The sequence below is a fragment of the Pelagibius marinus genome (assembly GCF_014925385.1).
In the GTDB taxonomy this organism is placed as follows: Bacteria; Pseudomonadota; Alphaproteobacteria; order Kiloniellales; family Kiloniellaceae; genus Pelagibius; species Pelagibius marinus.
This window is the reverse complement of sequence record NZ_JACSDK010000005.1, coordinates 59,722-83,365: the sequence shown is the minus strand read 5'-3', so window position 1 is coordinate 83,365 and position 23,644 is coordinate 59,722. Positions and strand designations below refer to the sequence as shown.

Here is a 23,644-nt window from a genome sequence, read left to right as displayed (position 1 = left end):
GTAAGAATCCTATGCGCGACCCCCGATACGACATCCTTTTCGAGCCGGTACAGATCGGCCCTGTCACCGCCCGCAACCGCTTCTACCAGGTGCCGCATTGCTGCGGCATGGGCTACCGCTTTCCCAGCTCCGCCGCGGCCATGCGCGGGGTGAAGGCCGAGGGCGGCTGGGCCGTGGTCTGCACCGAGGAGGCGGAGATCCACCACTCCGCCGAGATCACGCCCTATCTGGAAAACCGCATCTGGGACGACCAGGACCTGCCGCACCTGAAGGCCATGACCGAGGCGGTGCACGTCCAGGGCGGCCTGGCTGGGATCGAGCTGGTGCACAACGGCCAGCACGCCGCCAACCACTACAGCCGCGCGGTGCCCCTGGGCCCCTCGCACCGCGCCGTCGACAACGGCGCGCCGGTCCAGGCCCGCGCCATGGACAAGACCGACATCGCCAACCTGCGCCGCTGGCACCGCCAGGCGGCGATCCGCGCGCGCGAGGCGGGCTTCGATATCGTCTATGTCTATGCCGGCCACGACATGGCGGTGCTGCAGCACTTCCTCTCGCGCCGCCACAACGAGCGCACGGACGAATACGGCGGCAGCCTGGAAAACCGGCTGCGCCTGACCAGGGAAATCCTCATCGACACCAAGGAGGCCGTCGGCGACCGCTGCGGCGTGGCTTTCCGCTTCGCCGTCGACGAGCTGCTGGGTGAGGACGGCATCTCCGCCGAGGGCGAGGGGCGCGAGGTCGTCGAACGCCTGGCCGAGCTGCCCGACCTCTGGGACGTCAACGTCTCCACCTGGCAGAACGACAGCCAGACCGCGCGCTTCGCCGAGGAAGGCTATCAGGAGCGCTACATCGGCTTCGTGAAGTCGCTGACCAGCAAGCCGGTGGTCGGCGTCGGGCGCTACACCTCGCCGGACGCCATGGTGCGGGTGGTCAAGCAGGGCATCATGGACATGATCGGCGCCGCGCGGCCCTCCATCGCCGATCCCTTCCTGCCGAAGAAGATCGAGGAAGGCCGCATCGACGACATCCGCGAGTGCATCGGCTGCAACATCTGCGTTACCGGCGACGAGGTCTCGGCGCCGATCCGCTGCACCCAAAACCCGACCATGGGCGAGGAGTGGCGGCGCGGCTGGCACCCGGAGGTGATCCCGGCGGCGAAGGATCGCGAGCGCGTGCTCATCGTCGGCGGCGGTCCCGCGGGGCTAGAGGCGGCGCGCGCCTGCGGCCAGCGCGGGCTCGAGGTGGTGCTGGCCGAGGCCTCCGAGGCCTGGGGCGGGCGCGCGCTCCATGAGTCGCGCCTGCCGGGGCTTTCCTCCTGGGGCCGGGTCAAGGACTGGCGCCTGGGCCAGCTGCACAAGCTCGCCAATGTGGAGATGTACCTGGCCAGCCCGCTGACCGCCGAGGACATCCTCAGCTACGGCATCGCGCACGTGGCGCTCGCCACCGGCGCCACCTGGCGGCGCGACGGCATCGGCCTGACGCGGCATCAACCGCTGGCGGGGCTGGACGGCGCGGCCGTCTTCACGCCGGACGATTTCCTGGGCGAGGGCGACGGCCTCGACCGCCTGCCGGCCGGGCCGCTGGTGGTCTACGACGACGAGGGCTATTTCATGGGCGGCGTGCTGGCAGAGCTGCTGGCCAAGGCCGGGCGCGCGGTGACGCTGGTGACGCCGGCGGCCCTGGTCTCGCCCTGGACGGACAAGACGATGGAGCAGGCCTTCGTGCACAGGCGCCTCGTCGAGAAGGGCGTGACCCTGCGGCTCGGCACGCTGCTGAAGGGGCGCGACGGCGACGCCCTTGACCTGGCCTGCGCCTACACCGGCGCTCCGGCGCGCCTGGACTGCGCGGCGCTGGTGCTGGTCACCTCGCGCCTGCCCCGAGACGGGGTCTATCAGGATCTGAAAGCGCGCGAGTCCGAGTGGACCGAGGCGGGCATCGAGAGCGTCCAATCCATCGGCGACTGCCATGCTCCGGCGACCATCGCCGCCGCCGTCTACGCCGGCCACCGCTACGCCCGCGAGTTCGGCGAGGTCATCGATCCCGATGCTACGCCCTTCAAGCGCGAAGTGATTCAGGTGGATTAGAGCGCTGCGGCTGGCTCAATTGTCGTAAAGACGCCAGTGCAGATAGCTGCGCAGATTCAACAGGTGACGGCCCCAATGGCACCGGTAGCCATGGCGGAAGTGCCACAACGCATCTTCCGGTCCGGCGTTTTCCCTGAGCCACACGACGCCGCGCAGATCATTGTAAATGTCCGCAAGGTCATCAACAGCGTCTCCAGCCATAACCTCGCTACCAGGTCTTTCCTCGGGGCCGCTCCACCCATAAGGGCCGAGATCGGGAAAGAGGCGCTGCACGAGGCCTCGGGCGTCGTTGTAGCTCGCGGTCGGTGGTTGGAGATCGCTGGCCGGCGCCACATCGTTGGACGCGTGGTAGGCCAGCAACAAACGAACTAAAGCTTCGCAGAGTCGTTCCTGCACCCGCTGGTTTGCAGGTGCACTTTCATCGAAAAGGCTCAGGAACTCCTGGACAGCGTCGATCATGGATGCGGACTATAGCCGCGTGGTGGGGAGTTGCAATTGCCGGAAGGCGCTACTGCGCCAGCTTGTCTTCCGTCTGCACGCCTGAGCGCCGCGCCACCTGGGTGTCTTCCTCGAAGCCGGTCAGGTGGCCCATGACGGTGCCGTAGGCGGTTTCGATCTCCAGGCGCACCGGCAGCAGGGGGGCGCCTTCCTGCGGCCGCGCGACCCAGACGATGCGCTCGCGCGCCGTCTCGGCGTACTTGCTGCGCTCGACCCGGTGGCCGCCCAGCAGCTTGTAGTCCAGCCGGCAGCCGCGCGCGGTGCCGGCGAAGATCGAATAACTGGTCGGCTCCAGGACCTTCTCCCCCGCGTCGCTGACGAAGACGTCGTAACGCTTGCGGCCGTCGAAGACCGGGAAGCTGGCCTCGCAGCGCCCGCCGTTGCGCAGCAACTCGGAAAGCCCGGCGACGACGCTCAGGGGATCGAGGGTGCCGTCACCGGCGTTTGCCGGCAGGGGGTGGCGCTCCTCATCGTCCTGCTGCGGCTGCACCAGGCTGTCGACCAGGTCGCCCTCGGGATCGTAGCTGAGACGCACCAGCTTCTCGCCCTCGTCGGAGGTGCCGCGGGTCTCGTAGAGGCGGGGGATGACCTCGCCGGCCGCGAGGAGGCCGCGGCTTTCCGTTTCGCCCTTCCAGGGGTGCATCCAGCCGAGCATGCCTTGTGTCTCGGCCTCGCCGGCGATGCGGTAGCCCTCCGGCCCCTGCTCCCATTCCGCCGTGGCGGTCAACACGTGGAAGCCGCCGAAATAGATCTCATAGGTGGCACTGGCCGGTTCGGCGCGGGCCGATCCCGCCGTCAGCAGGGCCGCGCCGAATAGCAAGCCCGCCGAGGCGGCGGCCAGGGCGCCGCTGGGGCCGAGCCTCCGGCGAACAGGGAGAACGAACGCTTGTACACGCATCTTCTTCCCCTCCACGGGCATGGGAGATTGAAAACCTAACACGGAATACCGTGGTTAAATCAAGCCATTGATCGAGGCGCGGCCGCGGGTCGGCTCAGCGCTTGCGCGCCGGACCACAGGGCAGGCCTGAAGCCAGATTCTGCGGCGCGCAGGTGTTGATCGAGGGCTGGCGCCAGGGGCAGATGCGGCTGTTCGGCGCGCCGCAGTTGCTCATCACGCCGGCCTGGGGAGCGTCGGCGCCGTCGCAGAGCGCGCGCTCCCGCGGGAAGCAGACGGTGACCGTGGTCCCGGCGCCCGGCGTGCTGTCCACCAGCAGGCTGCCGCCGTGCATCTCGGCCAGCGCCTTGGTCAGCGGCAGCCCGAGGCCGGTGCCTTCATGGGTCCGCTGGCGGCAATCGTCGACTTGCTGGAACGGCGCCAGGGCGCGGGGGATGTCCTCCGGCGCGATGCCGATACCGTTGTCGGCGACTTGGAACAGGAAACCCTCGGGGGCTTCCGGGCGCACCTTCAGGATCACCTGGCCTTCCGCCGGGGTGAACTTCACGGCGTTGGAGAGAAGGTTGATGAGGATCTGCTTCAACTTGCGCGGGTCTGCATAGAGCCTGGGCGCATTCGCCGGCATGTCGAGCGCCAGCTTCACCTGGGCGCCTTCGGCGGCGGTGCTGGTGACGGTCATGGCGGCCGTCACGATCTCGGCGACGCTAGCGGCTTCTTCGTTCAGTTTCTCGGTGCCGGACTCGATTTTCGAGAGATCCAGGATGTCGGTGATCAGGTCGAGCAAGTGCTGCCCGGAATCATGGATGTGCGTGGCGTAGTCGCGGGTCTTTGCCACGTCGCCGTCGCCGGCGGGCTGGCTCTTGATGATTTCCGAGAAGCCGAGGATGGCGTTGAGGGGGGTGCGCAGTTCGTGACTCATCATGGCCAGGAAGTCGCTCTTGGCCCGGCTGGCCTGCTCGGCCTCGGCGCGCGAGCGGATCAGCTCGCGGTTGACCTCTTCCAGCGTCGCGGTGCGCTCGGCGACGCGCTGCTCCAGGTCCTCGTTGAGGGCCTGCAGTTCCACCTCGGCCGCCTGGCGCTCGGCGATTTCGTGGGCCAGGGCCGCGTTCTTTTCCGCCAACTGCCGGGCGCTGGGCAGGGCCAGCAGCTTCGGCATCAGGGGCCAGATGGCGATCGCGGTGACGACCGAGATCAAGGCCGTGGCGAGCTTCAGCAATGCCTGGATGCCGTAGTCGGGGACCCAGAGCGTCCAGATGCCGAAGAGATGGGTGAGGCCGCAGGCGACGATGAAAGCCGCGAAGAGGTAGAGGACCCAGCGGTAGATCAAGTCGGAACGCCTGACCGCCAGGTAGAACAGTGCCGCCGGGATCGAGAAATAGGACAGGGCGATGACCGCGTCGGAGACAACGTGCGCCCAGAAGACGTCGGGACGCCACAGCAGGCACATGCCGTGCGGCTGAAACCCTTCCGTCGACAGGAAATCCCAGATCTGAGCCATCATGATGCGGCCCTTCCTTGCAACGTTTACGGGTAGCGGTCCCCTGATGACATCGTTTGGGCGATATGGTTATCAAATCCTTAACGACGCACGTTTTGTTTACGAATGTAGTCACATTGCGCGGGAGTTGGAAAAAGCGATATTCGCCGGCCGCTAGGGACCGGCGAGGGCGTGAGGGCTGCTAGACTGGGTCTGGGACCCATCGCAGCGCAGAGGATGCTTCACGTGACGCAGACGCGGAACCTGCTGAAAAACCTGCCGCCGCCGGCGCCGGAAGAGGACTTCGAAACCCTGCTGCAGCGCCAGGGTGTGAAGTTGGAGCGCATTGTTTCCTACGGCCATACGACGCCGGAGGCGGAGTGGTATGACCAGGAGCAGGACGAATGGGTGATGCTGCTGGCCGGTGCCGCCCGCCTGCTGATCGACGGGGAAGGGGAGACGCTGCTGCAACCGGGCGACGCCCTGCTGCTGCCCGCGCACCGCCGCCACCGGGTGACCTGGACCGACCCCGACCGGCCCACGGTCTGGCTGGCGCTGCACCTGGCGGGGGACGAGACGGGTTGAGGCGTGGCCGCCGGGGCCGCGACCGGTTTCGCTTGCGCCGCAGTCAGCAGGTCTTCTTGCCGCAGACCGCGATACAGATTGCCGGGTTCCAGCAGGTATAGCCCTCGCTCGCGGAACCCTCCGCAGACATCACCGCCCGCAGGACGTCGGCCACCGCACTGTCGCGCGGCGCCGCGCTCAGCTCGCGATTTTTGTCGCTGTCGGAAAAGCGGGCGACAGGCTTGTAGCTGGCCTTGGTCGCCTCACGGCAGGTCGCGGATCCGCAGATCGCCTTGCAGATGGCCGGATTGAATCAGGTATAGGCGAAGCCCTGTGACGGCGCGAGCAGGGCGCCCGCCGCCAGCATCAAGGCGAGCGCTGTCTTTGAGCTCATAAGCATGGGGCGCACTCCCAATTGTGAGGCGCCGGCGCGCAAGGCGCGATGACCGGATCGATACCGCTGCAACACATCTTGGGAAGATGTACTGGCGCGCCGGTCGTCCCCAACTATGCGCCGGTAACGCACGATCGCCAAGGGCGCCGGCCGGCAGGCAGCGACGCGCAGCGGAAGATTAGGGCTTTGTTCTTGTGGACGGTGGTGCCGGCTGCAGGATTCGAACCCGCGACCCCCTGATTACAAATCAGGTGCTCTACCAGCTGAGCTAAGCCGGCCCTGGGTGGGAAGCCCGGCGCGGCCGGGCGGCCCCGAAAGGCCCCCTTGAAGAACGGGCTCAAGATAGGGCGGCTTGCCGGGCCCCGCAAGCGTGCCGCAAGGCCCCTCAAAGTGGCCCTATGCCCGGTTCGCGGGGCGGCTATGCGCCGCAGGGGCCGGCCTTGCCTTGCCTCCGGGGGCGGGCTTAAGGTCCAAGGCAATAGACGGGCCGCAGGGCCCGCGAGATCAAACCAACAGACGCCCCAGGGAGCACAAGCGACATGTCTGCCGCGCTTTCCATCGAATCCGTGAAATCCCAGGCCGAGGGCCTGGCCTACCGCAACCAATGCTTCATCGACGGCAGGTTCGCCGATGCCGCCTCGGGCAAGACCTTCGATTGCGTCTCGCCGATCGACGGCAAGGTGTTGACCCAGGTCGCCGCCGGTGACCAGGAAGACGTCGACCGCGCCGTGAAGGCTGCCCGCGCCGCCTTCGAGGACGGCCGCTGGTCGCGCCTGGCGCCGGCCAAGCGCAAGAAGGTCATGCTGCGCTGGGCCGAGCTGCTGGAGCAGCACACCACCGAGCTGGCGCTGCTGGAGACCCTCGACATGGGCAAGCCGATCGGCGATTCCAGCCGCATCGACATTCCCGCCGTCATCAACTGCATCCGCTGGTACGCCGAGGCCGCCGACAAGGTCTACGACGAGATCGCGCCGACCGGCGACGACGCCGTGGCCATGCTGGTGCGCGAGCCGCTGGGCATTATCGGCGCGGTGGTGCCCTGGAACTTCCCGCTGCTGATGGCGGCCTGGAAGCTGGGCCCGGCGCTGGCTACCGGCAACTCCATGATCATCAAGCCGGCCGAGCAGTCGCCGCTGACCATGATCCGCGCCGCCGAGCTGGCGAGCGAGGCCGGCCTGCCCGACGGTGTGCTCAACGTGGTGCCGGGCTTCGGCGAGACCGCCGGCCAGGCGCTGGGCCGCCACATGGATGTGGACGCAGTCGCCTTCACCGGCTCCGGCGAGGTCGGCAAGCTGTTCCTGAAGTACGCCGGCGAGTCCAACATGAAGCGGGTGTCGCTGGAGTGCGGCGGCAAGACGCCCAACATCATCATGGCCGACGCGCCGGACCTGGACGCCGCGGCCACCGCCGCCGCCTGGGGCATCTTCTTCAACCAGGGCGAGGTCTGCAACGCCGGCTCCCGCCTGCTGGTCGAGGACAAGGTGAAGGACCAGGTGGTCGAGAAGGTGATGCAGGTCGCCAAGACCCTGCGCGTCGGCGATCCCCTGGACCCGGCCACCCAGATGGGTGCCATGGTCGACTCCACGCAGATGGAGCGGGTCCTCGGCTACATCGAGAAGGGCCAGTCCGAAGGTGCCAAGGTCACCCTGGGCGGCCAGCGCATCCTGGCCGAGAGCGGCGGCTACTACATCGAGCCGACGGTCTTCGACGGGGTGAAGAACGACATGACCATCGCCCAGGAGGAGATCTTCGGGCCGGTGCTCTCCACCATCTCCTTCGCCGACGCCGAGGAGGCCATCAAGATTGGCAACGACACCATCTACGGCCTGGCCGCGGCGGTGTGGACCAGCGACATCAAGAAGGCGCACCGGGCGGCCAAGGCGCTGCGCGCCGGCAGCGTCTGGATCAACTGCTTCGATGCCGGCGACATCACGACGCCCTTCGGCGGCTTCAAGCAGTCCGGCTTCGGCCGCGACAAGTCGCTGCACGCCATGGAGAAGTACACCGAGGTGAAGACCGTCTGGATCGACCTCAACTAGATCCTGGTCTCACAGGACGCCGCAGGCGGCGGGGCCCCGAAAGGGGCTCCGCCGCTTCGCGTTTCAGGGCCTCCGGAGCCCGCTGGAGGATAAAAACCCCAGTCGACGCAAGGGTTTGCCCATCTTCTGCCCCGCGGTTGCCCCAGCGATACCTCTTTCGCGTGCTTCGCCGGATCACTATAATTTAAATTGAACAAGGGGAGGTAATTCAAGCCAGGGTAGAAGGGCGCCTTGGCTGTTTGATGGGCAGATGGGCATGTCACTCTTCGATTTCCGACCACCCGCGGATCCCTCTCCGGAGGATACCGTCTTTCTGCGGGTCGACGACCTGCTGTCGCGCAGCGGCGACGACCTGGGCCTCGACATCGACGCGAGCGGCCACCTGGTCCTCGTTGAGGGCCGCGACTTCGACTGAGGCCTCGCGGCTGACCGCATGCTTCGAGGCGGCGGCCCTCAAAGCGCCTTGCGGAAGAAGACGCGGTCGTAGCCGCGGTCCTGTTTGCGCCCGGTCTCCACGTAGCCGAGGCGCCGGTACATGGCGATATTCTCGACCATCACCTCGTTGGTATAGAGCTGGACCACGCCGTAGCCGCGGCGGCGGGCCTCATCTTCGGTGAAATCCAGCAGCCGCCGGCCGACCCCCCGGCCGTGGCGGGCCGGGTCGACGGCGATGTTGTCGAGCAGCAGGTGGTCGGCGTGGGTCTCCAGCACCAGGAGGCCGAGGATCTCGCCGTCCTCTTCCAGCACCCAGGTCAGCCCCTCGGCGATGCGGGCGCCGTAGTCCTCTTCCATCGGTGCCGGGGTGCGGTTCATGCGAGCGAGGTAGGGCCGGTAGGCGGCATCGGCGATGGCCGCAATGCGTGCCGCGTCGGCGGGCCGGGCGGGGCGGATGCCGGCCGGGCTCATCGCCCGGGCTTGCCGCCGTCCGCGGTCAGCAGCGGGCCGTAGAGGTCGGGGCGGCGGTCGCGGAACAGGCCCCAGGAGGCGCGCTGCTCGGCAATGGCGTCCAGGTCGAAGCTGGCGGTGATGACCGCGCGGTCGGTCTCGTTCGCCTCGGCCAGCTTGGCGCCGGTGGGATCGGCGATGAAGGAGCTGCCGTAGAAGGTGAGGGAGGCGTTGTCGCCCGCCTCGCGCCCGATGCGATTGGAGGCGACCAGCGGCACCATGTTGGCGGCGGCGTGGCCCTGCATGGTGCGCTGCCAGTGCTCGCGGGAATTCAGGCTCGCGTCCTGCGGCTCGCTGCCGATGGCCGTGGGATAGAACAGGATCTCCGCCCCCATCAGCGCCATGGCGCGGGCGCACTCCGGGAACCACTGGTCCCAGCAGATGCCGCTGCCCAGGGTGCCGTAGCGCGTCTTCCAGACGCGGAAGCCGGTATCGCCGGGATTGAAGTAGAACTTCTCCTGATAGCCCGGCCCGTCGGGGATGTGCGACTTGCGGTAGACGCCCAGGACGCTGCCGTCGGCGTCGACCATGGCCAGCGAATTGTAGTGCGCGTTGTTGGCGCGCTCGAAGAAGCTGACCGGCAGCACGACGGAGAGCTCCGCCGCCAGGGCGGACATGCGCGCCAGGACCGTATTGCCCTCGACGGGCTGGGCGAGGGCGAAGTACTCGCGCTTCTGGTCCTGGCAGAAGTAGGGCGTCTCGAAGAGCTCCTGGATCAGCACGACCTGCGCGCCTTGTCCGGCGGCCTCGCGCACCAGGGCCTCGGCCCCGGCGACATTGGCCTCGCGGTCCCAGCTGCAGGCCATCTGGCTGGCGGCGACGGTGACCTTGCGCATCGAAACGCCCTTTCTTCTGTGCCGTCCTCGCCCCCCTTCGAGACGCGCCGCTCTGCGGCGCTCCTCAGGGTGAGGCAAGAGTTAGACTAATTGACCTCATGCTGAGGAGCGAGCGGTAGCGAGCGTCTCGAAGCACGAGGTCAATTGCGCAGTCAAACCACGCCCAGGTCCTTGGCGGCGAGGTCGATGGCCCTGCCCAGGCGGGCCACCAGCTCGTCGATCTCCTCGTGGGTGATGATCAGCGGCGGCGAGACCACCATGGTGTCGCGCACCGCACGGCTGACCACGTTCTGCTTCACGCAGTGATCGCGGCAGATGGTGCCGGCGCGGCCTTCCGGCGAGAAGCGGCCGCGGGTCTGCTTGTCGGACACCAGCTCGACGGCACCCAGCAGGCCGAAGCCGCGCACCTCGCCCACCAGGGGATGGTCGGCCAGGGTGGCGAGGCGCTGCTGCAGGTAGGGGCCGACGTCCTCGCGCACCCGCTGCACCAGGTTCTCTTCCTCGATGATGGCGATGTTCTCCAGCGCCACCGCGCAGGCCACGGGATGGCCGGAGTAGGTGAAGCCGTGGGCGAACTCGCCGCCCTTTTCCCACAGCACGTCGACCACGCGCTTGCCGAGCGCGATGGCGGAGAGCGGCAGATAGCCCGAGGTCAGGCCCTTGGCCATCGGCATGATGTCCGGCTTGATGTCGAAGCTGTCGCTGCCGAACCACTGGCCGGTGCGCCCGAAGCCGCAGATGACCTCGTCGGCGATCAGCAGGATGTCGTACTGCTTGCAGATCTTCTGCACTTCCGGCCAGTAGCTGGCCGGCGGGATGATGACGCCGCCGGCGCCCTGGATCGGTTCGCCGATGAAGGCGGCGACGGTCTCCGGGCCCAGCTCCAGGATCTTCTCCTCGATCGCCAGGGCCGCGATCTTGCCGAACTCCTCCTCGCTCATCTTGCCGCCCTCGCCGAAGTAGTAGGGCTGGCGCACGTGGTGGAAGCCGGGCAGCGGCAGGCCGTCGAGCTGGTGCATCGGCTTCATGCCGCCCAGGCTGGCCGAGGCCATGGTCGAGCCGTGGTAGCCGTTGACGCGGCTGATGATGTTCATGCGCTCCGGCTGGCCCTGCAGGCGCCAGAAGCGGCGCACCATGCGGGCGATGGTGTCGTTGGCTTCGGAGCCGGAGGAGGCGTAGAAGATTTTGTCGAGCCCGGCCGGCGTCAGCGCCGCCAGCTTTTCCGACAACTCGATGGAGGTCGGCGTCGCGGTCTTGAAGAAGGTGTTGTAGTAGGGCAGCTCGACCATCTGGTCGTAGGCCGCCTTGGCCAGGCGCTCGCGGCCGTAGCCGACGTTCACGCACCACAGGCCGGCCATGCCGTCGAGGATGCGCTCGCCCTCGGAATCCTCCAGCCAGACGCCGTCGGCCTTGGTGATGATGCGGCTGCCGCCTTCCTCGGCCAGGCCGCGGAAGTCGGTGAAGGGGTGCAGGTGGTGGGCCGTGTCGGCGGCGCGCCATACGGTGGTGGAGTTGCGGGCCTGGTCTTTCAGGGGAGCGCTGTTCATGACGACAATCCTTGTCTAACGGAAACCGGAAAAAGAAAACGATCCTTCCCGGCCGCCGGGCGGCCGGGCTTCCCGGTTCTAGGGATTGTAGCCGATCCGCGCGCAGTTCAGCATAAGCTCCATGCGCCGCGAACGCAGCGATACGCCGCCGCGCTGGACGGCGGCAAAGGCGGGATTTGCGAGGATACGCGGCATCACGGCTATACGTTTAGCAGAAGATGCTCGCGCTCCCAAGACGAGATGACCTGCTGGTAGGCGTCCAGTTCCTCGCCTTTCACCATGGTTACCGCGTCGATGAAGATGGGCCCGAAGATCGGCTTCAAGGCGCGGGTGCTGTTGAAGCGCTCCAGCGCATCATAGAGGGTGCGCGGCAGGGTGCGGGCCAGGCGGTAGGCGCTGCCCTCGATCGGCTTGCGCGGCTTCAGCTTCTCCTTCATGCCCAGGTAACCGCAGGCCAGCGAGGCGGCGATCGCCAGGTAGGGGTTGGCGTCGGCGCCGGCCAGACGGTTTTCGACGCGCCGCGCGGCGGGCTCGGAGTTCGGCACGCGCAGGCCGACGGTGCGGTTGTCGTAGCCCCAGTGTGTGTTGATGGGGGCGTCGTAGTCCGGCATCAGGCGGCGGTAGCTGTTCACGTTGGGGGCCAGCATCGGCATCACCGTCGGCAGGTAGCGCTGCAGCCCGGCGATGTGGTTGCGGAACAGGGTCGTGTCCTTGCCGGTGCGGGTGGAAAAGAGGTTCCGCCCGGTCTTGGCGTCCAGGATGCTCTGGTGCACGTGCATGGAGCTGCCCGGCTGGCCCTGCATCGGCTTGGCCATGAAGGTGGCGTAGACCTTGTGGCGCATGGCCGCCTCGCGCACCGTGCGTTTGAAGAGGAAGGCCTGGTCGGCCAGCAGCAGCGGGTCGCCGTGGTTGAAGTTCATCTCCATCTGCGCCGCGCCGCCCTCGTGGGTCAGGGTGTCGATGTCGATGCCCTGGGCCTCGCAGAAGTCGTAGACCTCCTCGAAGATCGGGTCGAACTCGTTGACGGCGTCGACGCCGTAGGCCTGGCGGCTGGTCTCGCGCCGGCCCGAGCGGCCGATCGGCGGCTCCAGGGGGTAGTCCGGGTCGGTGTTCACGTCGACCAGGAAGAACTCCAGCTCCGGGGCGACGATGGGCGTCCAGCCCTCTGCCTCGTAGAGCGCCAGGATGCGCTTCAGGATGTGGCGCGAGGCAATCTGCACCTCGCCGTCGTCGCCGAAGTGGTGGGCGTCACAGATCACCTGCGCCGTGGGCTCGTCGTACCAGGGCACGATGCGGATGGTTTCGGGATCAGGCACCATGTAGACGTCGCGGGTGGAGGCGCTGGTCACCCCGGCGGAATCGTCGGGATAGAGGCCGTTGACGGTCTGGATGAAGACGTCCTCGGGGATGCGCAGGCCTTCCTTGCGCATGCCGGCGAGAAACTTGTGGGCCGGCAGGATCTTGCCGCGGGCCACGCCCGCCATGTCCGGTACCAGGCACTCGACCTCATCGATCCGGCGTTCTTTGATAAAGTCTTCAATGGATTGCATGTTTTCCTGCGGATTGGGCGTGCGGGGGGCAGTTTCGGGGTGCCCCCAGCGCCGATTTCGAGACCTGGAGATCTCATCATGTTGCGCTCAACGGATCCGTGGGCCGCAAGATGGTGAGATATCCAGCGCCAACCGCTAGCACGGCCCGCGAGCGGCTGGCAAGCTGGCGTGATGCCGCGAAAGCGGTGGCTGACGGGGCCCTCAGCCGCGCCCCAGCAGCTCGTAGAGCGCCACCGCGGCGGCGTTGGAGACGTTCAGGGAGTCGATCGGCGGGCGGGTCGGCAGCTTGACCAGCAGGTCGCAGCGCTCGCGCGTCAGCCGCCTGAGGCCGGGGCCCTCGGCGCCCAGGACCAGGGCGACGGCCTCGCCGGGGCGGCTTTCGGCCAGGGTCTGCTCCGCCTCGCCGGCCAGGCCCAGGCACCAGAAACCGGCCTCCTTCAGCAGGTCCAGGCTGCGCGCCAGGTTGACCACACTTATATAAGGCACCGCCTCCAGGGCCCCGGAGGCCGACTTGGCCAGGGTGCCGCTCTCCTCGGGCGCGCCCTTGTCCAGGGCCACCACCGCCAGGGCGCCGAAGGCGGCGGCCGAGCGCAGCACCGCCCCGACATTGTGGGGGTCGGTGACCTGGTCCAGCAGCACGATGACGCGGCGAAGTGGCGGAATTCCGCCATTTCCGGCCGCAGGCAGGGCTTCCGGGTCGAGCAGGTCCTCCAGGGCAGGCTGGCTCAACGGCGCGCAGCGCAGGGCCAGACCCTGGTGAACCGCGCCTTCTGGCAGCAGCTCGTCGATGTTCCGGCGGGCCACGGTCTCGCTGGCCAGGGCCGCGTGGGCGGAATCACGCACCTCGCGCAGGCGCGCGCCCCAGGTTTGCGCGGCTTCCGGGGTCAGGAGCAGGCGCTCGGGGCGTCGATTCGGGTTGCCCAGGGCGGCCAGGACGGCGTGGACGCCGTACAGCCAGAGCTGCTGGGCGCCCCCGGGCCGTGAAGCGCCGCGCGGCGCGCGGCGGGGACCCTTGCCGGGCCGCCCGGCACCGCCGGAGGCCGGAAGGCCAGGCTTTCCGCCACCCCTGGGCGGCCGGCGGCCTGACTTATCCTTGCGTTTCGTCATGTCGGGACCTAGTATGCGGGCTCAGAGCAAGCGGGTTCCATTTGCGTTCCTCTCGGCCGCCACGGTGAATCGGTCGAATGGGGCGCCGTCGGCATGTTTAGAAGTTGACAGGCTGAATTAAATCAACATATTTCGCAACTCCATCGCACCGCCGGTTGCGTCGGCTGGAGGGGTGCCCGAGTGGCTAAAGGGGACGGGCTGTAAACCCGTTGGCTATGCCTACGTTGGTTCGAATCCAACCCCCTCCACCATCTGCCCCTCGCCGGGGCGTGGTCATCGCGGATCAGCGGGGGATGGGAGCGTGCGGGTGTAGCTCAGTGGTAGAGCTCCAGCCTTCCAAGCTGGCTACGCGGGTTCGATTCCCGCCACCCGCTCCATTAGAGAGCGGGTCCGGCACCGAACCCGGCCCGCTTGGGGTCGAAACGCAGGATTAGAGCGCGCCTGAGACTGACGACAGGAACGATAAGGTAATGGCGAAGGAAAAGTTTGAGCGGACAAAGCCGCACTGCAACGTAGGTACGATTGGCCACGTTGACCACGGTAAGACGACGCTGACGGCGGCGATTACGAAGGTTTTGGCGGAGAGTGGCGGTGCCACGTTCTCGGCTTACGACCAGATCGACAAGGCGCCGGAGGAGAAGGCGCGCGGGATCACGATTTCGACGGCGCACGTTGAGTACGAGACGGCGAACCGTCACTACGCGCACGTCGACTGCCCGGGCCACGCCGACTACGTGAAGAACATGATCACGGGCGCGGCGCAGATGGACGGTGCGATCCTGGTGGTTTCGGCGGCTGACGGTCCGATGCCGCAGACGCGCGAGCACATTCTGCTGGCGCGCCAGGTTGGCGTTCCGGCGATCGTTGTGTTCATGAACAAGGTGGACCAGGTCGACGACGAGGAGCTGCTGGAGCTTGTCGAGCTTGAGATCCGCGAGCTTCTGTCGTCCTACGACTTCCCGGGCGACGACATTCCGATTGTGAAGGGTTCGGCGCTGGCGGCGCTGGAGGGCACCAACGAGGAGATCGGCAAGCAGGCGATCCTGAAGCTGATGGAAGAGGTTGACGCCTACATCCCGCAGCCGGACCGTCCGAAGGACAAGCCGTTCCTGATGCCGATCGAGGACGTTTTCTCGATTTCGGGCCGTGGCACGGTTGTGACGGGCCGCGTTGAGAGCGGCATCGTGAAGGTCGGCGACGAGATCGAGATTGTCGGCATCCGCGACACGCAGAAGACGACCTGCACGGGCGTCGAGATGTTCCGCAAGCTGCTGGACTCGGGCGAGGCGGGCGACAACATCGGCGCGCTGCTGCGCGGCGTTGGCCGTGAGGACGTTGAGCGCGGCCAGGTTCTGGCCAAGCCGGGCTCGATCACCCCGCACACGAACTTCAAGGCGGAAGCCTACATCCTGACGAAGGAAGAGGGTGGCCGTCATACCCCGTTCTTCACCAACTACCGCCCGCAGTTCTACTTCCGCACGACGGACGTGACGGGCGTTGTGACGCTGCCGGAAGGCACGGAGATGGTGATGCCGGGCGACAACGTGACGATGAGCGTCGAGCTGATCGCGCCGATCGCCATGGACGAGGGCCTGCGCTTCGCCATCCGCGAAGGCGGCCGTACCGTCGGCGCGGGCGTCGTCGCCGGTATCGAAAAGTAGGAGAAGCCGGTGTTGCGGGGCCCTTCGGGGCTCCGCGATGGTCGGCCGGCGGGCAGGCCAATGGCCCGACAGGCGTCAAGGAGTGTAGCTCAATTGGCAGAGCACCGGTCTCCAAAACCGGGGGTTGTGGGTTCGAGTCCCTCCACTCCTGCCAGCCAAGGCGGCATTCGGACCTGGAAAGTACAGCAGTGCGGGCCCAAGTAGAGCGGGCAGAGTAGCGCGGAACCGCCGCGACAAATCGAGCAGACAGTGCGACCGCGCCCCTGGCGCGGTTTAGGCGTAGTAGGAACCAGTTCAAGCCAATGGCAACCATTAACCCGGCCCAGTACGTGCGTGAGGTGATCGGCGAGGTCAAGAAAGTGACCTGGCCGACCAAGAAGGAGACCGTGGTGACCACGATCATGGTTTTCATCATGGTCATCCTGGCGGCGATCTTCTTCTCCGTCATCGACCTGCTGCTGTCTGCCGGCGTGAAGTTCGCCCTCGGGCTGGGAGGCTGACGCCATGGCGATGCATTGGTATGTGCTGCACGTTTACTCCGGCTTCGAGAAGAAGGTCGCCGAGGGTATCCGCGAGCAGGCCCAGCAGAAGGGCATGGAAGATCTCTTCGAACAGGTCCTGGTGCCGACCGAAGAGGTGGTGGAGATGCGCCGCGGCCAGAAGGTCAACGCAGAGCGCAAGTTCTTCCCCGGCTATGTCCTGCTGCGCATGGAGATGACCGACGAGTCCTGGCACCTGGTGAAGAACACGCCGAAGGTGACGGGCTTCCTGGGCAACCGCAAGCCGACCCCGATCTCGGCCAAGGAGGCCGAGCGCATCCTCAAGCAGGTGCAGGAAGGGGTCGAGCGGCCGAAGCCCTCGATCGTCTTCGAGATCGGCGAGCAGGTGCGGGTGGCCGACGGCCCCTTCACCTCGTTCAACGGCCTGGTGGAGGAAGTCGACGAGGAGCGCGCCCGCCTCAAGGTCGCGGTGTCGATCTTCGGGCGTTCGACGCCGGTCGAGCTGGAGTACTCGCAGGTCGAGAAGCTGTAACGAGTTTTATTGCCGGGCCTTCGGGACCGGCACTGCGGGAGGCCACCGCCCAGAAGTCCACTGGTGGGGCCGCACCGCAAACCCTAGAGAGAAGAAAGGGATAGTAAAGTGGCAAAGAAGATCGAAGGCTACATCAAGCTGGAGATCCCGGCCGGTCAGGCGAACCCTTCGCCGCCGGTGGGACCTGCGCTTGGTGCGCGTGGCCTCAACATCATGGAATTCTGCAAGGCCTTCAACGCGGCCACCCAGAACCTGGAGCAGGGCACTCCGACCCCGGTGATCATCACCGCGTTCTCGGATCGCTCCTTCTCTTTCGAGACGAAGACCCCGCCGGCCAGCTGGTATCTGCGCAAGGCGGCCAAGGTGGCCAAGGGCTCCAAGGTGCCGAACCGTGACAAGGTCGGCAAGGTCAGCATGGCACAGGTCCGCGAGATCGCCGAAGCGAAGATGAAGGACCTGAACGCCAACGATATCGACGCCGCCGCCAAGATCATCATGGGCTCGGCGCGCTCGATGGGCATCGAGGTGGAGTAGGGCCATGGCAGCGCAAGGAAAGCGGCTCAAGGCCGCCTATGAAGGCATCGATCGCAAGGCCGTCTACGACCTGAGCGAGGCGGTGAAGAAGATCAAGGAAGGCGCCAAGGCGAAGTTCGACGAGACCGTCGAGATTTCGATGAACCTGGGCGTCGATCCGCGTCACGCCGACCAGAACGTGCGCGGCGTGGTTTCGCTGCCGCACGGCACCGGCAAGTCGGTGCGCGTGGCGGTCTTCGCCAAGGGCCCCAAGGCCGAGGAGGCCCAGGCGGCCGGCGCCGACGTGGTCGGCGCGGACGACCTGGCCGAGAAGGTGCAGGCCGGCGAAATCGATTTCGACCGCTGCATCGCCACCCCGGACATGATGCCGGTGGTCGGCCGCCTCGGTAAGGTGCTGGGCCCGCGCGGCCTGATGCCGAACCCGAAGCTGGGCACCGTGACCGCCGACGTGGCCGCGGCCATCCAGGCGGTCAAGGGCGGCCAGGTGGAGTTCCGCGTCGAGAAGGCGGGCATCGTCCATGCCGGTGTCGGCAAGGCGAGCTTCGGCGAAGACGCGCTGGTCGAGAACATCAAGGCCTTTGTGGACGCCATCTCGCGCGCCAAGCCGAGCGGCGCCAAGGGCACCTACATCAAGCGCGTGGCGCTGTCCTCCACCATGGGGCCGGGCGTGCGCGTGGATCTGGGCAGCATCCAGGCCTGATGGCCCGGGGCGCCGAATAGAGGGTTTCTGGCCGTTTTCCTTTTCAGAGAGCGGCCGGGGAAGGGCGGCAAGTCGCCGCCTGACCTGTCCGAGACTGCAGGTGCCGGTACCCCAGGGTATCGGTCTAAGCCCAAGCGGGCCTGCATAGACGGGAGCAACGGGTTTCAAGGCCCCGGTCGAACCGGGGTCGTGGGGCTTGAACTTCCGGGACAGGCGAGCCGGACCACCGGGTCGTTTACCGGTGGTCCTCGTTGAAACCGGACGGTTCGCCGTATTGGCGGGCCGGCCAACTAGAGCGGAAGTGACTCGTGGACCGATCTCAAAAAGAAGAGCTGGTCGCCAGTCTGCATCAAACGTTCTCGGAGATGAACCTCGTCGTCGTCACCCAGCAGTCGGGTATGACGGTGGCCGAGGCTTCTGACCTGCGGCGCAAGATGCTGGAGGCGGGTGCCAGCTACAAGGTGACGAAGAATCGGCTCACGCGTCTTGCCCTCGAGGGTACCAAGTACGAGGCGCTGAAGGAGCTGTTCACCGGACCGACGGCAATTGCCGTTTCGGAGGACCCGGTGGCGGCTGCCAAGGTCTGCGTCGAGTTCGCCAAAGCGAACGAGAAGCTGACCATCGTCGGTGGCGCTATGGGAGAGACCGCCCTTGATCCGGACGCGATCAAGGCGCTGGCCACTCTGCCGTCGCTCGACGAACTGCGCGGCAAGCTGATCGGTGTTCTGCAGGCCCCGGCCACCAAGGTGGCGGGCGTGGTGCAGGCGCCGGCATCGCAGCTGGCTCGTGTTTTCAGTGCCTTTGGCTCTCAGGGAGAGGCCGCGTAAGCCTCGTCAAGGACGAGAGTTCAAGCCTAGGAGAAAGTAAGAAATGGCTGATCTGGATAAATTGGTTGATGAGCTGTCCAAGCTCACCGTGATCGAAGCCGCCGAGCTGGCCAAGAAGCTGGAAGACACCTGGGGTGTCTCCGCGGCGGCTCCGGTCGCCGTTGCCGCCGTTGCCGGCGGTGCGGCCGAAGGTGGTGCGGCTGCTGCCGAGCAGACCGAGTTCGACGTCATCCTGGCTGCCGCCGGCGACAAGAAGATCAACGTCATCAAAGAGGTTCGCGCCATCACCGGCCTGGGCCTCAAGGAGGCGAAGGATCTGGTCGAAGGTGCGCCGAAGCCTGTCAAGGAAGGCGCCAGCAAGGACGAAGCCGAAGAGCTCAAGAAGAAGCTCGAAGAGGCTGGTGCGACGGTCGAGCTCAAGTAGTTTGACCGTCTGCAAGCGCAGTTTGGTACCGGCCGGCGGCCCCCGCCAAGGGGGTGCGCCGCGCCGGCTATCTGCGTCTGTGACACCGGATGCGGGCGTTCCGGCCTTCTTCTAGAAGGAGCGGGGCGCCGGCGTCTCCGGTGGACGATTACGGCTCAGGAGGTCGGGCCGCTAAACAATGATCTCCGTGCCGGGCCAAAGCTGGGGGCTCGGCTCATAGGACGAATGCCGGCCGGCCCGAAGGGGTCGAGAGGGCTCAAGGCCGAAGCGTTCGGCCCAGCGACGTGAACGAGGACACGACGAAACATGGCGAATTCCCTGACTGCTCGCAAGCGCATCCGCAAAAGCTTCGGCAAGATTGCCGAAGTGGCCAAAATGCCCAACCTGATCGAGGTCCAGAAGACCTCCTACGACCAGTTTCTTCAGCTGGGCACGCCGATCGCGGACCGGAGCAACACGGGCCTGCAGGAAGTCTTCACCGGCGTCTTCCCGATCCGTGACTTTTCGGAGCGGGCGGAGCTGCAGTTCGTGCGCTACGAGCTGGAAGAGCCGAAGTATGACGTGGAAGAGTGCCAGCAGCGCGGCATGACCTTCGCCGCGCCGCTGAAGGTGACTCTGCGCCTGGTGGTCTGGGACGTCGACGAGGATACCGGTTCGCGCTCGATCCGCGACATCAAGGAGCAGGACGTCTACATGGGTGACATGCCGCTGATGACCCGTCACGGCACCTTCGTCATCAACGGCACCGAGCGCGTCATCGTCTCCCAGATGCACCGCAGCCCGGGCGTCTTCTTCGACCACGACCGCGGCAAGACCCATTCCTCGGGCAAGTACCTCTTCGCCGCCCGTGTCATCCCCTACCGCGGCTCCTGGCTGGACTTCGAGTTCGACGCCAAGGACCTCGTCTACGTGCGCATCGACCGGCGCCGCAAACTGCCGGCGACGACCCTGCTGCTGGCGCTGGATTCCGCCGAGACCGAGAAGCTGCGCGCCGAGCGCGCCAAGGACGGCCTGGCGCTGGAGCCACACGAGGCCCAGGGCATGACACCGGAGGACGTGCTCGACTTCTTCTACGACCACGTTCCCTACAAGCGCTCGGGCAACGGCTGGAGCACGCCCTTCGATCAGGACCGCATGCGCGGCGTCAAGCTGGCCCAGGACCTGGTCGACGCCAAGGGCGGCAAGGTCGTGGTCGAGGCCGGCCAGAAGATCACCCCGCGCCTGGCCAAGAAGCTGGTCGAGGGTGGCCTGAAGGACGTCTTCGTCACCAACGAGCAGCTGGTCGGCAGCTACATCTCCACGGACTTCATCAACGAGGGGACCGGCGAGGTCATCTGCGAGGCCGGCGACGAGCTGACCGAGGAACTGCTGGAGACGCTGAGCGAGGCCGGGATCAAGCAGATCTCCGTGCTCGCCATCGACCATGTGAACGTCGGCGCCTACATCCGCAATACCCTGGCGGTGGACAAGAACACCTCCCGCGAAGAGGCGCTGATCGACATCTACCGCGTCATGCGTCCGGGAGAGCCGCCGACCCTGGAGACGGCCGAGGCCATGTTCAACGGCCTGTTCTTCGATTCCGAGCGCTATGATCTTTCCGCGGTGGGCCGTGTGAAGATGAATGCGCGCCTGGGCTTCGAGACCGACGACCAGCTGCGAACCCTGCGCAAGGAAGACATGCTGTCGATCCTGCGGATCCTGGTGGACCTGAAGGACGGCCGGGGCGAGATCGACGACATCGACCACCTGGGCAACCGCCGGGTACGCTCGGTCGGCGAACTGATGGAAAACCAGTACCGCCTGGGCCTGCTGCGCATGGAGCGCGCGATCAAGGAGCGCATGTCCTCCGTCGAAATCGACTCGGTCATGCCGCACGACCTGATCAACGCCAAGCCGGCGGCCGCTGCGGTGCGCGAGTTCTTCGGTTCCTCGCAGCTCTCGCAGTTCATGGACCAGACCAACCCGCTGTCGGAGATCACCCACAAGCGCCGCCTCTCGGCGCTGGGCCCGGGCGGTCTGACCCGCGAGCGCGCGGGCTTCGAGGTGCGCGACGTGCACCCGACGCACTACGGCCGCATCTGCCCGATCGAGACGCCGGAAGGCCCGAACATCGGCCTCATCAACTCCTTGGCGACCTACGCCCGGGTGAACCAGTACGGCTTCATCGAGAGCCCCTACCGCAAGGTCGAGAACGCCAAGGTGACCGACGAGGTGCGCTACCTCTCCGCCATGGAGGAGGGCCGCTACACCATCGCCCAGGCCAACGCCGAGTTGGACAAGAACGGCAAGTTCGTCGACGACCTGATCTCCTGCCGTCAGGGCGGTGAGTACATCATGGCGATGAAGGATGCCATCGACTACATCGACGTCTCGCCGAAGCAGTTGGTCTCCGTCGCCGCGGCGCTCATTCCCTTCCTGGAGAACGACGACGCCAACCGCGCGCTGATGGGCTCCAACATGCAGCGCCAGGCGGTGCCGCTGCTGCAGTCCGAGGCGCCGCTGGTCGGCACCGGCATGGAAGGCACCGTGGCGCGGGATTCGGGCGTCGCCATCGGCGCGCGCCGCGCCGGCGTGGTCGACCAGGTCGACGCCACCCGCATCGTGATCCGCGTGACGGAAGAGACCTCGCACGGCGAGCAGGCGGTGGACATCTACAACCTGCTGAAGTTCCAGCGCTCCAACCAGAACACCTGCATCAACCAGCGTCCGCTGGTGAAGGTAGGCGACGCGGTGGCGGCCGGCGACATCATCGCCGACGGCCCCTCGACCAACCTGGGTGAACTGGCCCTGGGCCGCAACGTGCTGGTCGCCTTCATGCCGTGGCAGGGCTACAACTTCGAGGACTCGATCCTGATCTCCGAGCGCATCGTGCGCGATGACGTCTTCACCTCGATCCACATCGAGGAATTCGAGGTCATGGCCCGTGACACCAAGCTGGGCCAGGAGGAAATCACCCGCGACATTCCCAACGTCGGCGAGGACGCGCTGCGCAACCTCGACGAGGCGGGCATGGTCTACATCGGCGCCGAGGTCAATCCGGGCGACATCCTGGTCGGCAAGGTGACGCCGAAGGGCGAGTCCCCCATGACCCCGGAGGAGAAGCTGCTGCGGGCGATCTTCGGCGAAAAGGCTTCCGACGTGCGCGACACCTCGCTGCGGGTGCCGCCGGGCGTCACGGGCACGGTCGTCGACGTGCGCGTCTTCTCGCGCCGCGGCGTCGACAAGGACGAGCGTGCGCTGGCCATCGAGCGCGCCGAGATCGAGCGTCTGGCCAAGGACCGCGACGACGAGCGGATGATCCTGGAGCGCAGCTACTACGGCCGCCTCAAAGACCTGGTGATGAACCAGACCGCGGTTTCCGGCCCCAAGGGCCTGAAGTCCGGCACCAAGATTACCGAGAAGGTGCTGAGTGATTTCACCCCGGGCCAGTGGCGCCAGATCGCGATCAAGACCGACAAGCGCCAGCTCGACCTGGAAGCCCTGAACAAGCAGTTCGAGGAGTCCATCGACGAGCTGAACAAGCGCTTCGAGAACAAGGTCGACAAGCTGCAGCGCGGTGACGAGTTGCCGCCGGGCGTTATGAAGATGGCCAAGGTTTTCGTCGCGGTGAAGCGCAAGCTGCAGCCGGGCGACAAGATGGCCGGCCGCCACGGCAACAAGGGCGTCATTTCCAAGATCGTGCCGGTCGAGGACATGCCCTACACCGAGGACGGCGTCTCCGTCGACATCGTGCTGAATCCGCTGGGCGTGCCGAGCCGCATGAACGTCGGTCAGATTCTGGAGACCCACCTGGGCTGGGCCTGCGCGGGTCTGGGCCAGCAGGTCGGCCAGTTGCTGGACGAGTACGAGCGCGGCGGCAAGGTGGAACCGCTGAAGAAGCAGCTGAAGGAAGTCTATGGCGACAAGATCTTCAAGGAAGACATCGCCGACATGGACGACGAGGCCGTCAAGGAGCTGAGCAGCAATCTGCGCCGCGGTCTTCCCATCGCAACGCCGGTCTTCGACGGCGCGCGCGAGGAGGACATCTCCGACATGCTGGAGCAGGCCGGCCTCAACCGCTCCGGTCAGGTGACCCTGACCGACGGGCGGACCGGCGAGGTCTTCGACCGGCAGGTGACGGTCGGCTACATCTACATGCTGAAACTGCACCACCTGGTCGACGACAAGATCCACGCCCGTTCCATCGGCCCCTACAGCCTGGTTACCCAACAGCCGTTGGGCGGCAAGGCCCAGTTTGGCGGCCAGCGCTTCGGCGAGATGGAGGTCTGGGCCCTGGAGGCCTACGGCGCCGCCTACACCCTGCAGGAAATGCTGACGGTGAAGTCGGACGACGTCTCGGGCCGCACCAAGGTCTACGAGGCCATCGTCAAGGGCGACGACAATTTCGAGGCCGGCATTCCGGAGTCCTTCAACGTGCTGGTGAAGGAACTGCGCTCACTGGGCCTCAACGTGGACTTGAAGCAGTCGTCGTAGTCGCGCGGGCCCCGATGCCCGGGGCAACTGACGACTTCTGCTCAACCAAATACT

General features: G+C 66.5%; 20 protein-coding genes and 4 tRNA genes. 15 read left to right on the top strand and 9 right to left on the bottom strand.

Annotation, left to right across the window (positions count from 1 at the left end; translation table 11 throughout):
- Window positions 1-11: 11 nt before the first annotated feature.
- A complete protein-coding gene (locus tag H7X47_RS08075) occupies window positions 12-2,087 on the top strand; it encodes an oxidoreductase (protein WP_193368144.1) in 2,076 nt (691 codons plus the stop codon).
- A 15-nt stretch (window positions 2,088-2,102) separates the two neighbouring features.
- On the opposite strand, the gene H7X47_RS08070 is transcribed toward H7X47_RS08075, so the two are convergent.
- The 3 genes from H7X47_RS08070 to H7X47_RS08060 all read right to left on the bottom strand — a co-directional run bounded on the left by H7X47_RS08070 (window position 2,103) and on the right by H7X47_RS08060 (window position 4,981).
- The gene (locus tag H7X47_RS08070; protein WP_193368143.1) at window positions 2,103-2,546 is read right to left on the bottom strand and encodes a DUF5063 domain-containing protein; all 444 of its coding nucleotides are present in this window, start codon (window positions 2,544-2,546) and stop codon (window positions 2,103-2,105) included.
- A gap of 49 nt (window positions 2,547-2,595) precedes the next feature.
- Entirely contained in the window at window positions 2,596-3,483 is an 888-nt protein-coding gene (locus H7X47_RS08065; RefSeq protein ID WP_193368142.1) for a DUF3108 domain-containing protein, read from the bottom strand.
- Window positions 3,484-3,577: 94 nt separating this feature from the next.
- Window positions 3,578-4,981 carry a sensor histidine kinase gene (locus H7X47_RS08060; RefSeq protein WP_193368141.1) on the bottom strand — a complete coding sequence of 468 codons (1,404 nt, stop codon included), beginning with the start codon at window positions 4,979-4,981 and terminating at the stop codon, window positions 3,578-3,580.
- Between the two features lie 222 nt (window positions 4,982-5,203).
- Here H7X47_RS08060 and H7X47_RS08055 point away from each other — a divergent pair, with 222 nt between their 5' ends.
- Window positions 5,204-5,542: a cupin domain-containing protein gene (locus H7X47_RS08055; RefSeq protein ID WP_319633557.1), complete on the top strand. Its 339-nt coding sequence runs from the start codon at window positions 5,204-5,206 to the stop codon at window positions 5,540-5,542.
- A gap of 575 nt (window positions 5,543-6,117) precedes the next feature.
- On the opposite strand, the gene H7X47_RS08050 is transcribed toward H7X47_RS08055, so the two are convergent.
- Window positions 6,118-6,193 (bottom strand) — tRNA-Thr (locus tag H7X47_RS08050).
- 261 nt (window positions 6,194-6,454) lie between these two features.
- Between H7X47_RS08050 and H7X47_RS08045 the strand changes: the two genes are divergently transcribed.
- Window positions 6,455-7,954: an aldehyde dehydrogenase gene (locus H7X47_RS08045; RefSeq protein ID WP_193368139.1), complete on the top strand. Its 1,500-nt coding sequence runs from the start codon at window positions 6,455-6,457 to the stop codon at window positions 7,952-7,954.
- Between the two features lie 256 nt (window positions 7,955-8,210).
- A complete protein-coding gene (locus H7X47_RS08040; protein ID WP_193368138.1) occupies window positions 8,211-8,369 on the top strand; it encodes a hypothetical protein in 159 nt (52 codons plus the stop codon).
- Window positions 8,370-8,407: 38 nt separating this feature from the next.
- Here the strand turns inward: H7X47_RS08040 and H7X47_RS08035 are convergent, their stop codons facing one another.
- The 5 genes from H7X47_RS08035 to rlmB form a co-directional block, all read right to left on the bottom strand.
- Window positions 8,408-8,860 (bottom strand): GNAT family N-acetyltransferase, encoded by a 453-nt coding sequence (locus H7X47_RS08035; RefSeq protein WP_193368137.1) that lies wholly within the window; start codon window positions 8,858-8,860, stop codon window positions 8,408-8,410.
- A complete protein-coding gene (aguB, locus tag H7X47_RS08030; RefSeq protein WP_193368136.1) occupies window positions 8,857-9,735 on the bottom strand; it encodes an N-carbamoylputrescine amidase in 879 nt (292 codons plus the stop codon). Before aguB ends, H7X47_RS08035 begins: the two co-directional genes overlap by 4 nt.
- 152 nt (window positions 9,736-9,887) lie before the next feature.
- Complete coding sequence (locus tag H7X47_RS08025) at window positions 9,888-11,282, bottom strand: aspartate aminotransferase family protein (protein WP_193368135.1); 1,395 nt, start codon at window positions 11,280-11,282, stop codon at window positions 9,888-9,890.
- A 200-nt stretch (window positions 11,283-11,482) separates the two neighbouring features.
- Window positions 11,483-12,832 carry a glutamine synthetase family protein gene (locus tag H7X47_RS08020; protein WP_193368134.1) on the bottom strand — a complete coding sequence of 450 codons (1,350 nt, stop codon included), beginning with the start codon at window positions 12,830-12,832 and terminating at the stop codon, window positions 11,483-11,485.
- 201 nt (window positions 12,833-13,033) lie between these two features.
- Entirely contained in the window at window positions 13,034-13,939 is a 906-nt protein-coding gene (rlmB, locus tag H7X47_RS08015) for a 23S rRNA (guanosine(2251)-2'-O)-methyltransferase RlmB (protein WP_193368133.1), read from the bottom strand.
- A 166-nt stretch (window positions 13,940-14,105) separates the two neighbouring features.
- Here rlmB and H7X47_RS08010 point away from each other — a divergent pair.
- From H7X47_RS08010 to rpoB, 11 genes are all read left to right on the top strand, one after another.
- Window positions 14,106-14,190, top strand: a tRNA-Tyr gene (locus H7X47_RS08010).
- Between the two features lie 52 nt (window positions 14,191-14,242).
- Window positions 14,243-14,316, top strand: a tRNA-Gly gene (locus H7X47_RS08005).
- A gap of 93 nt (window positions 14,317-14,409) precedes the next feature.
- Window positions 14,410-15,600, top strand: a complete 1,191-nt coding sequence (gene tuf / locus H7X47_RS08000) for an elongation factor Tu (RefSeq protein ID WP_193368121.1) — start codon at window positions 14,410-14,412, stop codon at window positions 15,598-15,600.
- 78 nt (window positions 15,601-15,678) lie between these two features.
- Window positions 15,679-15,754 (top strand) — tRNA-Trp (locus H7X47_RS07995).
- Between the two features lie 148 nt (window positions 15,755-15,902).
- On the top strand, window positions 15,903-16,100 hold the full coding sequence (secE, locus tag H7X47_RS07990; RefSeq protein WP_193368132.1) for a preprotein translocase subunit SecE: 198 nt from the start codon (window positions 15,903-15,905) through the stop codon (window positions 16,098-16,100).
- A 4-nt stretch (window positions 16,101-16,104) separates the two neighbouring features.
- Entirely contained in the window at window positions 16,105-16,632 is a 528-nt protein-coding gene (nusG, locus tag H7X47_RS07985; RefSeq protein ID WP_193368131.1) for a transcription termination/antitermination protein NusG, read from the top strand.
- A 108-nt stretch (window positions 16,633-16,740) separates the two neighbouring features.
- Window positions 16,741-17,166 carry a 50S ribosomal protein L11 gene (rplK, locus tag H7X47_RS07980; RefSeq protein ID WP_193368130.1) on the top strand — a complete coding sequence of 142 codons (426 nt, stop codon included), beginning with the start codon at window positions 16,741-16,743 and terminating at the stop codon, window positions 17,164-17,166.
- Window positions 17,167-17,170: 4 nt separating this feature from the next.
- Complete coding sequence (gene rplA, locus H7X47_RS07975; RefSeq protein WP_193368129.1) at window positions 17,171-17,866, top strand: 50S ribosomal protein L1; 696 nt, start codon at window positions 17,171-17,173, stop codon at window positions 17,864-17,866.
- A 308-nt stretch (window positions 17,867-18,174) separates the two neighbouring features.
- Window positions 18,175-18,693, top strand: a complete 519-nt coding sequence (gene rplJ / locus H7X47_RS07970) for a 50S ribosomal protein L10 (protein WP_193368128.1) — start codon at window positions 18,175-18,177, stop codon at window positions 18,691-18,693.
- 43 nt (window positions 18,694-18,736) lie between these two features.
- Window positions 18,737-19,117 (top strand): 50S ribosomal protein L7/L12, encoded by a 381-nt coding sequence (gene rplL, locus H7X47_RS07965; protein ID WP_193368127.1) that lies wholly within the window; start codon window positions 18,737-18,739, stop codon window positions 19,115-19,117.
- 306 nt (window positions 19,118-19,423) lie between these two features.
- Window positions 19,424-23,590 carry a DNA-directed RNA polymerase subunit beta gene (rpoB, locus tag H7X47_RS07960; RefSeq protein ID WP_193368126.1) on the top strand — a complete coding sequence of 1,389 codons (4,167 nt, stop codon included), beginning with the start codon at window positions 19,424-19,426 and terminating at the stop codon, window positions 23,588-23,590.
- Window positions 23,591-23,644 lie beyond the last annotated feature (54 nt).

What these genes read in the sequence shown, in the direction of transcription:
- H7X47_RS08075 (WP_193368144.1), top strand. Translation starts at nt 12, where the DNA reads ATGCGCGACCCCCGATACGACATCCTTTTCGAGCCGGTACAGATCGGC.
- H7X47_RS08070 (WP_193368143.1), bottom strand. Translation starts at nt 2,546, where the DNA reads ATGATCGACGCTGTCCAGGAGTTCCTGAGCCTTTTCGATGAAAGTGCA.
- H7X47_RS08065 (WP_193368142.1), bottom strand. Translation starts at nt 3,483, where the DNA reads ATGCGTGTACAAGCGTTCGTTCTCCCTGTTCGCCGGAGGCTCGGCCCC.
- H7X47_RS08060 (WP_193368141.1), bottom strand. Translation starts at nt 4,981, where the DNA reads ATGATGGCTCAGATCTGGGATTTCCTGTCGACGGAAGGGTTTCAGCCG.
- H7X47_RS08045 (WP_193368139.1), top strand. Translation starts at nt 6,455, where the DNA reads ATGTCTGCCGCGCTTTCCATCGAATCCGTGAAATCCCAGGCCGAGGGC.
- H7X47_RS08040 (WP_193368138.1), top strand. Translation starts at nt 8,211, where the DNA reads ATGTCACTCTTCGATTTCCGACCACCCGCGGATCCCTCTCCGGAGGAT.
- H7X47_RS08035 (WP_193368137.1), bottom strand. Translation starts at nt 8,860, where the DNA reads ATGAGCCCGGCCGGCATCCGCCCCGCCCGGCCCGCCGACGCGGCACGC.
- aguB (WP_193368136.1), bottom strand. Translation starts at nt 9,735, where the DNA reads ATGCGCAAGGTCACCGTCGCCGCCAGCCAGATGGCCTGCAGCTGGGAC.
- H7X47_RS08025 (WP_193368135.1), bottom strand. Translation starts at nt 11,282, where the DNA reads ATGAACAGCGCTCCCCTGAAAGACCAGGCCCGCAACTCCACCACCGTA.
- H7X47_RS08020 (WP_193368134.1), bottom strand. Translation starts at nt 12,832, where the DNA reads ATGCAATCCATTGAAGACTTTATCAAAGAACGCCGGATCGATGAGGTC.
- rlmB (WP_193368133.1), bottom strand. Translation starts at nt 13,939, where the DNA reads ATGACGAAACGCAAGGATAAGTCAGGCCGCCGGCCGCCCAGGGGTGGC.
- tuf (WP_193368121.1), top strand. Translation starts at nt 14,410, where the DNA reads ATGGCGAAGGAAAAGTTTGAGCGGACAAAGCCGCACTGCAACGTAGGT.
- secE (WP_193368132.1), top strand. Translation starts at nt 15,903, where the DNA reads ATGGCAACCATTAACCCGGCCCAGTACGTGCGTGAGGTGATCGGCGAG.
- nusG (WP_193368131.1), top strand. Translation starts at nt 16,105, where the DNA reads ATGGCGATGCATTGGTATGTGCTGCACGTTTACTCCGGCTTCGAGAAG.
- rplA (WP_193368129.1), top strand. Translation starts at nt 17,171, where the DNA reads ATGGCAGCGCAAGGAAAGCGGCTCAAGGCCGCCTATGAAGGCATCGAT.
- rplL (WP_193368127.1), top strand. Translation starts at nt 18,737, where the DNA reads ATGGCTGATCTGGATAAATTGGTTGATGAGCTGTCCAAGCTCACCGTG.
- rpoB (WP_193368126.1), top strand. Translation starts at nt 19,424, where the DNA reads ATGGCGAATTCCCTGACTGCTCGCAAGCGCATCCGCAAAAGCTTCGGC.